The sequence below is a fragment of the Wolbachia endosymbiont (group A) of Sympetrum striolatum genome (assembly GCF_947250715.1).
Lineage (GTDB): Bacteria > Pseudomonadota > Alphaproteobacteria > Rickettsiales > Anaplasmataceae > Wolbachia.
Genome location: NZ_OX366342.1, coordinates 1171197 through 1183349, shown reverse-complemented (window position 1 = coordinate 1183349; position 12153 = coordinate 1171197). Strand labels below are relative to the sequence as shown.

General features: G+C 35.8%; 10 protein-coding genes. 5 read left to right on the top strand and 5 right to left on the bottom strand.

What is annotated here, in order from left to right:
- Positions 1-23: 23 nt before the first annotated feature.
- From OOK87_RS05825 to secB, 5 genes are all read right to left on the bottom strand, one after another.
- Positions 24-194, bottom strand: a complete 171-nt coding sequence (locus OOK87_RS05825) for a hypothetical protein (protein ID WP_264688332.1) — start codon at positions 192-194, stop codon at positions 24-26.
- Entirely contained in the window at positions 187-324 is a 138-nt protein-coding gene (locus OOK87_RS05820; protein ID WP_264688331.1) for a hypothetical protein, read from the bottom strand. The genes OOK87_RS05825 and OOK87_RS05820 overlap by 8 nt, the downstream gene beginning before the upstream one ends.
- 309 nt (positions 325-633) lie before the next feature.
- On the bottom strand, positions 634-3774 hold the full coding sequence (gene putA / locus OOK87_RS05815) for a bifunctional proline dehydrogenase/L-glutamate gamma-semialdehyde dehydrogenase PutA (protein ID WP_264688330.1): 3141 nt from the start codon (positions 3772-3774) through the stop codon (positions 634-636).
- A 118-nt stretch (positions 3775-3892) separates the two neighbouring features.
- Positions 3893-6478 (bottom strand): aconitate hydratase AcnA, encoded by a 2586-nt coding sequence (gene acnA, locus OOK87_RS05810; protein ID WP_264688329.1) that lies wholly within the window; start codon positions 6476-6478, stop codon positions 3893-3895.
- A gap of 50 nt (positions 6479-6528) precedes the next feature.
- A complete protein-coding gene (gene secB, locus OOK87_RS05805) occupies positions 6529-6981 on the bottom strand; it encodes a protein-export chaperone SecB (protein WP_264688328.1) in 453 nt (150 codons plus the stop codon).
- A 164-nt stretch (positions 6982-7145) separates the two neighbouring features.
- On the opposite strand from secB, the gene OOK87_RS05800 reads away from it, so the two are divergent.
- The 5 genes from OOK87_RS05800 (at position 7146) to gyrB (ending at position 12022) form a co-directional block, all read left to right on the top strand.
- A complete protein-coding gene (locus tag OOK87_RS05800) occupies positions 7146-7796 on the top strand; it encodes a Tim44/TimA family putative adaptor protein (protein ID WP_264688327.1) in 651 nt (216 codons plus the stop codon).
- Positions 7797-7820: 24 nt separating this feature from the next.
- Positions 7821-8516 (top strand): DNA polymerase III subunit epsilon, encoded by a 696-nt coding sequence (dnaQ, locus tag OOK87_RS05795; protein WP_253309507.1) that lies wholly within the window; start codon positions 7821-7823, stop codon positions 8514-8516.
- 44 nt (positions 8517-8560) lie between these two features.
- Complete coding sequence (locus tag OOK87_RS05790; RefSeq protein ID WP_253309508.1) at positions 8561-9169, top strand: SCO family protein; 609 nt, start codon at positions 8561-8563, stop codon at positions 9167-9169.
- 69 nt (positions 9170-9238) lie between these two features.
- Positions 9239-9469, top strand: a complete 231-nt coding sequence (locus OOK87_RS05785; RefSeq protein WP_264688326.1) for a hypothetical protein — start codon at positions 9239-9241, stop codon at positions 9467-9469.
- 165 nt (positions 9470-9634) lie between these two features.
- Entirely contained in the window at positions 9635-12022 is a 2388-nt protein-coding gene (gene gyrB / locus OOK87_RS05780) for a DNA topoisomerase (ATP-hydrolyzing) subunit B (RefSeq protein ID WP_264688325.1), read from the top strand.
- The last annotated feature ends 131 nt before the right edge of the window (positions 12023-12153 follow it).

The window sequence follows — 12153 nt, the reverse complement described above, 5'->3', positions numbered from 1 at the left end:
TTTTTAGCTCATGAAAGTCAGCATTAATTATCCTTCCTTAAACTACTAAAGAGCTCCATTAGCCTTTTGGCAACTTCTCTTCCTTCTGCATATCCAGACAGAGTACGTTCTAGTAGTTCGTGATCCAATAAAGACCTGCCTCTGCTTGATAGAATACGAGTTTCCAATTTTTCTTTTCTCTCACTATTATTCATAAAAACCTCCAAGGTCAACATTATATACAAATTCAGCGCCAGCTTTCTGACGCAATAGTTCTCGAGGAATAACCCTTTTGAACTCTAAATTTGCAATGTTGTCCTTGTTGCTTGGGCACTGGGATGACAAGAGGGGGGTATTGGGATGACAAAAAAAGGAGGCTACTGGGATGACGAGAAAGGAGCACTGGAATGACATCATAGGGGCTACTTTCATGACATCATTCTTTTTCCTGGATCCAAGTAGTCAGGGCACTGGGATGACATCATAGAGGCACTGAGATGAAACCGAAGGGGCTACTCGGATGACACCTTTTTTCTGCTTAGTTTAGGTTATGCAAGAAGTCTAGTGCATGAACTGGTCCTTTTCTGATTTTAGCGCTGTCTGCACGAACGTCTAGTTTAGGGGTAAGATAGGAGAAAAATTAGGGCCCGCAAATTAATCCAAACACATAAGTGTAGTGTTACCACCGAATGCTGTAGTGTTAACACTTACAACTTTTTCTGTAGAAAAACGCTGTAAATAATGAGGACCACCAGCTTTTGGCCCAGTGCCAGATAGTCCTCTACCACCAAATGGTTGTATCCCAACTGCTGCACCTATCTGGTTACGGTTGATGTAGACATTTCCAACTGATATTTTTTTGCTTATTAAATCGATCTGATTTTGTATACGGCTCTGCAAAGAAAATGTAAGCCCATATCCTGTATTGTTTATATCACTTATAACTTCATTTAATTGTGACTTGTTAAAACGTATGATATGCAAAATAGGACCAAATACTTCTTGCTTTAATTGCGAAATTTTTTGTATCTCATAAATATATGGAGGAAAGAAATAACCATTATGAGAATTTGTATCCATGGGTACTTTAAATAACAGATTTGAATCTTCGTCCTCTGACATTTTTTGCGTATGTTGAGTTAGCATATCGATAGATGCTTTGTCAATTATTGGACCAATATCAGTACTAAGTTGTATTGGGTCACCAATCTTGAGTTCTTGCGCTGCACCACATATCATTTTTATCTGCTTCTCTGCTATGTCCTCTTGAATAAACAGCACTCTAAGTGCAGAACAGCGTTGGCCGGCACTGCGAAACGCAGAAAATACAACATCTGTAGTCACTTGCTCTAAGAGAGCGGAGCTATCAACAATCATAGCATTGAGCCCTCCTGTTTCAGCAATAAGCGGTACAATAGGACCATCCCTATCCGCAAGCATTTTATTAATTATTTGAGCAGTTTGTGTTGAGCCAGTAAAAGCTACTCCAGCAATTCTATTGTCTGGAACTAATATTTTGCCTAAATATCCACCATCCCCAGGAATGAGGTGTAACACATTTTTTGGTATCCCAGCTTCATGTAGTATCTTAACAGCTTCGTAGGCAATAATCGGCGTTTGCTCTGCCGGTTTTGCCAGCACCGCATTACCTGCTGCAAGTGCAGCTGAAACCTGCCCAATGAAGATAGCAAGTGGAAAATTCCATGGTGATATACACAGGAAAACTCCTCTGCCTTCAAAAAAGATGAAGTTATCTTCACCCGTTGGACCTGGCAATTTTTTCCAGTCGCTCAGTTCATTTTTTGCTATCGTTGCGTAGTAACGTAAGAAATCCACTGCCTCTCTTACTTCCGCTATTGCATCAGATAAAATTTTTCCTGCTTCTACGATCAGAATGTAAATCAACTCTTTCATCCTTTCTTCAAGCAAATCTGCAGCTTTTTCAAGGCATTTAGCGCGCTTTTCTGCTGAAACATTCTGCCATTCAGTAAAAGCATTATGTGCTATTTCAAGAGCGTTTAAAACTTGAGCACTTGTTGTATTTGACACTTCTCCAATTACATTTTCTAAATGTGCAGGATTCACCACTTCAGTAAATTTGGCATCATCAAAAAGTGACTGTCCGTCAATTATCGGCCCAACTTGCCATTTTTTTTCACTAAAGCTCTTTATATCATCTGCAAATTGTGAGACTATCACCGAGTCACTAATATCCATTCCCAAAGAATTTTTTCTTTCTGGTCCCAAAATATCTTGTGGTAACGGAATGCCTGGATGAGGTTCATAATTAAAATTTATAGCTTTTTCCAGTGGATCTGAAATTAACTCATCAATTTTAACGTTAGAATCATTTATTTGATTAACAAATGAACTATTAGCTCCATTTTCAAGAAGGCATCTTATAAGATAAGGCAACAAGTCACTATGTTCCCCAACGGGTGCGTAGACACGACAGCTAACATTTGTTGCAAGCTCTGACATTGCATAATCATATAAGTCTTTTGCCATTCCATGTAAGCGTTGAAATTCAAATCCAGGGTGGTTTTTATCAGCAAGTTCCATGATAGAAGCAAAAGTATAGGCGTTATGAGTTCCAAAGCATGGGTAAAAGCTGTTTGGTTTACTCAAAAGTTTCTGTGCGCACGCGAGGTAAGATACGTCAGTATAGCTTTTTCTTGTAAATACTGAGTAATCATTTAATCCCAATTCTTGCGTACGCTTGATTTCTGAATCCCAATATGCACCTTTTACAAGTCTGACCATAATTTTATGATTTGATCGAATAGCAACATCCTCTACAAAGTCAAGAACAGATAAAGCACGTTTTTGATATGCTTGTACAGCCAAGCCAAGCCCTTCCCACTCAGAAAGTGATTCATCAAGCCGTAATTGTTCAAACAAGATTAAGGACATTTCAAGCCTTTCTGTTTCTTCTGCATCTATGCATAATGAAATGTTGTATTTTTTTGCTTCATGACAAAGCTCTAGCAGTTTAGCTCTCAACTCTTCAGCTATATTATCGAATTGACCAAATTCATAACGTGGATGTAACGCAGACAATTTGATTGAAATTCCATGCGATTTAAAACAATCATTTATTTCAGTGGATTCACCTATAGCTTTTATTGAGTGCATGTATGAATTAAAATACTCTTCTGCATCTTCAGCTGTGTGAGCAGCTTCGCCAAGCATATCAAAAGAGTATAAAAACTTACTATTGTCATCTAGTTTTGCATACCTTAAAGCTTCTTCTGTGGTTTCTCCAACAACAAAATGATTACCAAGCATAGACATTGCTTGTTTTACTGCTTTGCGAATGATCGTTTCTCCTAAATTCTTAAGTAACTTAGAAATTGCGTAATAGAACTTCGAATCGCCTTCATTATCTCTCAATATACTGCTACCTATCATCAAGCTCCATGTGGAAGCATTGACAAACAACGAAGAAGAGTGCCCTAAATATTTATTCCATTCCTGATTGGCAATTTTATCTTTGATTATTTCGTCTATTGTATAATCATCTGGTATTCTAAGTAGCGATTCAGCAAGGCACATCAATGCTATTCCTTCATCATTGGAAAGCGAGTATTGCTGCATAAAGGAATCTACAATACTTAATTTATTGTGTTTGATTTTTTCAATAACTTGTTTTGCAATATTATAAATTCTACTTTTTGAATCAGCTGAAAGCTCTGTTTTTTCTATAAGGCGGCGTACATAACTTTTCTCATCAGCACGATAAAATCCTTGTAAACGTTTTCTCAATTCGTTAGGTTCTTGTATAGAGGTAATCATAATTATTTATAAAACACCTTTACTATATGTAAGGTAAAATTATATCATAACTTTGCACAGAGCAAATTGTTATTTATAAAGGGATCAGGGCTGGCTAAAAGAAGTCCATGCAATAACTTTAAAAGGATTGTGCAAGTATGTAGCTTAACACTCCGCCATGCATTAAGTATTTAATCTCAGTTGCGGTTTGTACACAGCATTTGAGTTGAATTGATTGCTTTGAATTATCCTTTCTTTTGATGATACATTCTAGATTTCCACCTGGCACTATTTCACCTTTTATGCTTATTACCTCACTACCATCAAATATCTTTCTGGTTATTCCATTTTGGAATATAAGTGGAAGAACACCCATGCCGACCAAGTTGGACCTATGTATACGCTCAAAGCTTTCTGCAATTACAACTTTAATCCCCAACAATAAAGTACCTTTTGCTGCCCAATCCCTACTTGAACCTGTGCCATACTCCTTTCCTGCCACAATGATGAGAGTTTCCTTGTAGCGCATTGCTGCATCAAAAATCGACATAGTTTCTTGAGAAGGAATATATTTTGTATAGCCGCCTTCGATGCTTACCATTTCATTTTTTATTCTAATGTTAGCAAAAGTCCCACGCATCATTACATTGTGGTTACCACGACGAGACCCATACGAATTAAAGTCCTGTGGCTCAATTCCAAGATTTTTTAAATATATACCTGCAGGACTACTTGAGGCAATATTTCCAGCAGGGGAAATGTGATCAGTGGTTACGCTATCGCCAAACATTGCCAATATTTGTGCACCTTTTATATCGATTGTTTTATCTTTATTATTTTTAGGTGATAAATTATCAAAATAGGGCGGATCTTGTATGTAAGTGCTGTTTGCATCCCAATTATAGATTTCACTTTTTTCACACTTTATCTTTCGCCAATGTTCATCACCAGAAAAAACATCCTTATACTTTTGTATAAACATCTCACGTGTTACCACATTTTTAACACAATCTTCGATTTCATTGTTTGTTGGCCATATATCTTTGAGATAGACATCATTTCCATTCTTATCTTTGCATATTGAATCTTTTGTCAAATCAGTTTGCACAGTACCAGCAAGTGCATATGCAACAACAAGTGGAGGAGATGCCAAGTAATTAGCTTTGACTAACGGATGAATTCTTCCTTCAAAGTTACGATTACCGGATAAAACTGCAGCAACAGTTAAATTTTTGTTTTTAATGCCATCTTCTATATCTTTATTAAGTGGACCAGAATTCCCAATGCAAGTTGTGCAACCATATCCAACTAGATTAAAACCCAAAGCATTTAGATCTACCTGCAATCCAGACTTTTCTAAATATTCTGTTACAACTTGTGACCCTGGAGCAAGAGAAGTTTTAACCCAAGGCTTTGATTTTAATCCAAGTTTAATTGCATTACGAGCTACAAGACCTGCAGCAATCATTACACTTGGATTTGAGGTGTTAGTGCAGCTTGTTATTGCTGCAATAACTACACTTCCATCTTGAAGCTTATCACTTTCCTTTAATTCGTTAACTGAAAATGATTTAGAAAAAGACTCTGCCACTTGTGAAAGAAAAACCTTATCTTGTGGTCTTTTGGGACCAGCCATTACTGGCTTCACGCTTGATAAATCAAGCTCTAGTATGTCAAAAAATGCTAACTCATTATTGCCACGCCACAATCCTTGCTCTTTCGCATAAGCCTCAACTAGCTTTTCTGGCCTTCCGGTTAAGCTTAAATAATCTAGCGTTTTCTGATCAATTGGAAAAAATCCACAAGTTGCGCCATACTCTGGGGCCATGTTTGCTATAGTTGCCCTATCTGCCAAAGATAAATAATCTAAACCATCACCATAAAATTCTACAAACGTACCAACAACACCCTTTGTTCTTAGGATATTGGTAACCGTCAGCACTAAATCAGTCGCAGTTACTCCTTCCGGCAGTCTGCCAATTAATTTAAATCCAACTACTTCTGGAATCACCATACTAATTGGTTGACCAAGCATCACAGACTCAGCTTCTATGCCTCCAACACCCCAACCAAGGACTGATAACCCGTTAACCATCGTAGTATGGCTATCCGTACCAACCAAAGTATCAGGATACAAAACCCCATCCTTATTACATACAACTTGCGCTAAATACTCAAGATTCACTTGGTGGCAAATTCCAGTACCTGGCGGTACTACTCTAAAATTTGTGAAGGATGATTCTCCCCACTTTAAGAATTGATATCTCTCCAAATTTCTTTTTACTTCTAGCTCAACATTCTTACTGAATGCGGAAACACTTCCATAACTATCTACTTGAACAGAATGGTCGATCACAAGATCAACGGGCACAGACGGATTTATGCTGCTTGGATCGCCTCCATTTTTCTTGACATAACTCCGCATAGAAGCTAAATCGACGACAGCAGGAACCCCTGTAAAATCTTGCATCAACACCCTTGCTGGCTTGTAGCTAATTTCATGATTAGCGTGTTTATTAACGCAACTTGCTAGTATTTTTATATCATCCAGCTTTACGTTTACTCCATCTTCATTGCGCAATAAATTTTCAAGCAGAACCTTAAGTGAGCAGGGCAATTTAGTTACATCTATTCCTAAAAATTCACTAGCACTATTTAGGCTAAAATAGTTGTATGACTTCCCGTCAATGTTTAAAGTCGTTTTTGCGTTTAAAGAATTATTCATCAGGTTACATCATATTAGTTAAAATTGGAATTACTACCGTTACTTCTTTGTTATTGACTTTGCTGCTCGTACATAGTTTCAAAATCTATGGGATCTAGCATTAGTAGGGGAAATCCACCACTACTTGTAACTCTTGCAATTATTTCTCTTGCAAAAGGGAAAAGAAAAGTAGGTCCGCCAATAAACAAAGCTTGTCTTACCTCTTCCTCACTCAACTCTTTAAAATTTTCTATTGAAAAAATGCCACAATATTTTGTCTCACAAATGAAAGCTACGCCATCTTTTATCGTTGCTCTGACTTCTATATGTAAAGTAATTTCATGGAAAGATTTTTCTTCATTTACTCCTTCTTTGTTTTCCATTCCTTCTAATTTCGCTGAATTGATATTAACCATTACATTAATATCGGGAGCTTTATTTGAAGAAAGGAATGGCGAATTCGGATTCTCAAACGATAGATCTTTAACATATTGACCGTGAATTCTCATTTTTTGTTGTGGCATTTCTTACGTCTCCTTTAATTAAGTTGAGATATTTAATACTTTCTTATATAATATATTCATTTACAAACGAATAGCAAACCTGATTATAAGTTGATATGAAAAACATATTTTCATTAATAATTAATAATGTTCGGATACTTTATATGCCAAGGAGTTGAGTTACTATGATAGAGCTTGTAATATATACTTTATTAGCGGCGTTCATTTTTTCACGTTTGTATAATTCTTTAGGAAGGTCAGCCAATCTCAATCTAAAAAAGCTAACTAGTGTGTTGGATGTAAGCCGAAGTAAAGAAGATGTAGTAGAAAACATTGAGGGTTACATTGATAGCAACGATGAAAATTCAATAAAAGTTACTTATGAACAAATATTAAAAAAAAACAAAGATTTTTCTATTTCCCACTTTATAGAAGGTTCAAGCATAGCTTTTGAATTAATAATAAAGTATTTCAATCAAGGAAATTTGTCTCAGTTAAAACCACTTCTCGATAAAGACTTATATGATAATTTTGCAGAGAAGATTAAACATCGTAAAGAGGTGCACGAGTCTATAATTGTTTCTATCGTTTCACAAAAGATTTTAGAAATAAAGCTAGTAAAAAACACAGTGTTTATTGCAGTATATTTCCTTTCAGAGCAAATTAACTTTATTAAAGATAGCTCAGAAAATATAATATCAGGTAGCACATCCACCATTAATAAAGTTGAGGATGTATGGCAATTCAAAAAAAATGTTAATTCATCAGACCCAAGCTGGTTGCTTGTTTCTATTAACTATAAAAAGACAAATAACGATAAGACAAATGACAAGTAAGATTAGTTTTATTTAGAGTTAACCATGGAAAGCAAGCTGCGCGAAATAGTACTTGACACTGAAACGACAGGTCTTGACACTGGATCTGGTCATCGAATTATTGAAATAGGGTGTGTGGAATTAATTAATCGTATTCCAACAGGTAAAGTACTCCATCGGTACCTTAACCCAGAAAGAGATATACCTTATCACTCGTTTAAGATTCACGGTATTAGTGAAGAATTTTTAGAAGATAAACCATTATTCTCAGATGTTGCACTTGAATTTCTTGACTTTATATCTAATGATATTTTGGTAATTCACAACGCTGAATTCGATGTTAAGTTCCTTAACATGGAGTTAAGCAAGCTGAATGCTGGGTTAATTTCCTCAGATAGAGTGCTAGATACATTACCTCTTGCGAGGAAAAAATTCGTAGGATCACCTGCTTCTTTGAATGCATTATGTAAGCGTTTTGATATATCGCTAGAGAATAGAGAATTGCACGGAGCACTAGTTGATGCTCAATTGCTTGCAAAGGTATATGTTGAACTTACAGGAGGGTTACAAACCTTTCTGTTTGATAATGAATGCAATCAGGACAGTAACTCTACATTCGTTCAGCATAAAGTGCGTAATCTAACTCCCAGAGAACATTCACCAAATAGTGAAGAAATTGATGAACATAAGAAACTGTTAGACAAAATTAACAATACACTTTGGGATAAATATATTGAATAGGTTAACCAATAAAGATACAATTTGATTTTACTGAGAGCATTCTAATGGTAAGGTTTATAAGATTGTTATCTAATGTGCTAGCAGCATTAGCAGTTGTTTTTTTAGGTTATTGTTATTTCACTAAAAAAGGCATATTTGCCCCGGCAGCGATTCACAACGCGGAAGTTAAGATAGGCGGAGATTTTTCTTTAATTAATCAGGACGGACAGATTCTGCGCAGTAGTGATTTTAAAGATAAATACATGATGATTTTCTTTGGATTTTCCTCATGTAAAAGAATTTGTCCTATGAACCTTGGGATAATTTCAGAAACACTTGCAAAGTTAGATGAGAAAACTAACAACAAGCTACAAACATTCTTCATCACAGTTGATCCTGAGCGCGATAGCACGGAAAGACTTAAAGAATTTCAGCAGCAATTTGACCATAGAATACAAATGTTAACTGGTGAAAGAGAAAAAATAGACGAAGTAGTTGCGAAATATAAAGTATATGCAAGCAAAGTAGACGGAGAAGAAGAAATCAACCATTCTTCGATAATATATCTTATTGGCCCTGGAGGAAAATATGTTACACACTTTGCAGCTGATTTAAATTCAGACGAAAGTCAATCTGATAAGATTTTGGCTGAGATAAGAAAATACGTAAACTGAATTATAGATTTTTCTGTTAATTAGTCGAGCACGCAACTGCATGAGCATTATGATTTGAGAGCAATCTCCATGGGAAGACATACACAACTGTACGAACGTTGTAGTTTGGGAGCAATTCCCACCAGTGAGGTGTCATCCCAGTGCCCAGACACTGGGATCCAGCTTCTATGCAACTTAATTAAAAACGTTTGTTTTAGCGTAAGACAACTACCTTTAGCTCATCAGCTCAGTTATAAGCAAAATTTCTGGATTCCAGACAGGAATGACATCATCTGTTGTGCAATTTACCTTCAAAAATGAATGTTCGTACAGTTATGGAAGACGCATTGGAATGACACTATTTGCTGTCTTCAAAAATAAGCATTCGTAAAGTTGTGCTTTTAACATGGGTTATCAGTTTAAAAATGTTGCTAACTAGTATATCTGGATGTAATATTAATTAACATTCATAAACGAAGCAATCTAATGGAAAATAGTTATAATGCCGATGCAATAAAAATCTTAAGGGGTCTTGATGCTGTAAGGAAACGTCCAGGTATGTACATTGGTGACACTGACGATGGATCTGGCTTGCACCACATGGTATATGAGGTTGTTGACAACGCAATAGATGAATCTTTAGCTGGATATTGTGATAAAATTGAAGTTAGCATAAATAAAGATGGTTCAGTATCTGTAACTGATAATGGTCGTGGCATTCCAACTGACCTTCATGAAGAAGAAGGAATATCAGCAGCAGAGGTAATAATGACTCAACTCCATGCTGGTGGTAAATTTGACAGTAATACCTATAAAGTTTCTGGGGGATTACATGGTGTTGGAATCTCAGTTGTGAATGCATTATCAAGCTGGTTGGAATTAACTATTTGGCGCAATAAGAAAGAACACTTTATGCGCTTTGAAGATGGTGAGTCTATTGAACCTTTAAAGGTAGTCAACAAAAATACAAACAAAAGAGGAACTAAAGTCACGTTCATGCCATCAACAGAGACTTTTAATGGCATTAATTTCAGTTACTCAACGCTTGAAAGTCGTATAAGAGAATTAGCATTTTTAAATTCAAATATCGACATTACTTTACGTGATCTGCGCAATGAACCATATACAGAATCTCATTTCAATCAGAGCAATAAATCTAAAGACAATTTTGGTACAGCGAATTTTGTGCGGTACTTAGATAAGAATAAGACACATGTAACTAAAATTGCCAGTATGAAAGGAGATGCAGAAGATCTTGGCATCAGCTTGGAAATATCGATGGAATGGAATGATTCCTACTATGAACATATGTTATGCTTCACGAATAATATAAGGCAACGAGATGGTGGTACGCATTTGGCAGGATTTAGATCTGCACTAACTAGATGTATCAATAACTATGCAACTAATGAAGGGTTTTTAAAGAAAGCAAAAGTAAATTTAACTGGAGAGGACGTTAGAGAAGGTTTAACTTGTGTTTTATCTCTCAAGATGCCTGATCCTAAGTTTTCTTCACAAACAAAAGATAAACTAGTTAGTTCTGAAGCGCGTACAGTTGTGGAGAGCATAGTTTCTGATAAATTGAGCACAATCCTTGAAACTGATCCCAAATTGGCAGCAAGTATAGTAGAAAGAGCAATCAGATCAGCAAAAGGAAGAGAAGCCGCAAGAAAAGCACGAGAGTTAGTTAAAAGCAAAAACAATATTGATATTGCAACTCTGCCAGGAAAGCTTGCTGATTGCCAGGAAAAAGCCCCTGAGTTATCGGAATTATTTATAGTAGAGGGTAATTCAGCAGGTGGTACTGCAAAGCAGGGGCGTAATCGTAAAACACAAGCAGTGCTTGCCTTAAGAGGAAAAATTCTAAACGTAGAACGTGTAAGTTTAGATCGTATTTTTTCATCTGCAGAAATAGGCTCTTTAATTACTGCAATTGGTGCTGGAATAGGGAGTGAACACTTCAATATTGAAAAAGCTAGATATCATAAAATTATCATCATGACAGATGCAGATGTTGATGGTTCACATATAAGAACTTTGATTCTAACTTTCTTTTTTAGACATATGCGTGAAGTTATTGAAAAAGGCTACTTATACATAGCACAGCCACCCCTTTATAAAGTTACAAAGAATGCTAAAGACACTTATATTAAAGATGACGAAACTTTTGAAGAGTATATAATAAACTCAGCAGTTAAAAGATTAACACTAAGTGGTACAGCTACAGAATTTAACGACTTGCGCCTTATTTTGAATAAATGCGTTAGCATTTCTAATATTAGCAAAAATTATGATAGAGAAATACCACAAAATCTCTTAGAGTCATTGCTAATTTTAAGCAAAAAGAATGCTCTATCATCGGCTGATGAGATATTAAAGTATTTAAAATTAATGTACAGTGAATATACTTGGGAAGTAGAAATAAAGGATGAAGAAAAAGAAATTCACATCTCTAAATTATTTCAAGGATTGGCAGACAAATATATATTTGCACTTAGTATGCTTGAAGGCAAAGATATGCAAAACATATTAAGTTTGCTTGATGGTATAAGTAATTTATTTAATGGTGATTCATTTTTAAAGTCACAAGAAACTGAAATAAAAATCACTTCTCCAAGTACGCTTGCAAAAATAATAATGGACTATGGTAAAAAAGGTTTAACTCTGCAGAGATTTAAAGGTCTTGGTGAAATGAATGCTGATCAGCTATGGGATACTACGTTAAATCCTGAGGCTAGAACTTTATTGAAGGTTGAAATAAGAGATTGTGAAGAAGCTGATTCCATATTTTCAATATTAATGGGTGATATAGTTGAACCACGCCGTGATTTTATTAATAGTAATGCACTCAACGTGCATGATGTTGATATTTGAACTTTTAGCAAAATGTACGAACGTTACGGGTTTAAGCAAAAACTGTGTCATTCAAGTAGCTGACACTTGGATCCAGATTGGATACTGAGTTGGTGAGTATAAAAGTATAGCTTCTACGTCATACCGCGATT

Excerpts from the sequence above, each read along its gene's own strand:
- OOK87_RS05825 (WP_264688332.1), bottom strand. The coding sequence starts at position 194 with ATGAATAATAGTGAGAGAAAAGAAAAATTGGAAACTCGTATTCTATCA.
- putA (WP_264688330.1), bottom strand. The coding sequence starts at position 3,774 with ATGATTACCTCTATACAAGAACCTAACGAATTGAGAAAACGTTTACAA.
- acnA (WP_264688329.1), bottom strand. The coding sequence starts at position 6,478 with ATGAATAATTCTTTAAACGCAAAAACGACTTTAAACATTGACGGGAAG.
- secB (WP_264688328.1), bottom strand. The coding sequence starts at position 6,981 with ATGCCACAACAAAAAATGAGAATTCACGGTCAATATGTTAAAGATCTA.
- OOK87_RS05800 (WP_264688327.1), top strand. The coding sequence starts at position 7,146 with ATGATAGAGCTTGTAATATATACTTTATTAGCGGCGTTCATTTTTTCA.
- dnaQ (WP_253309507.1), top strand. The coding sequence starts at position 7,821 with ATGGAAAGCAAGCTGCGCGAAATAGTACTTGACACTGAAACGACAGGT.
- OOK87_RS05790 (WP_253309508.1), top strand. The coding sequence starts at position 8,561 with ATGGTAAGGTTTATAAGATTGTTATCTAATGTGCTAGCAGCATTAGCA.
- OOK87_RS05785 (WP_264688326.1), top strand. The coding sequence starts at position 9,239 with ATGGGAAGACATACACAACTGTACGAACGTTGTAGTTTGGGAGCAATT.
- gyrB (WP_264688325.1), top strand. The coding sequence starts at position 9,635 with ATGGAAAATAGTTATAATGCCGATGCAATAAAAATCTTAAGGGGTCTT.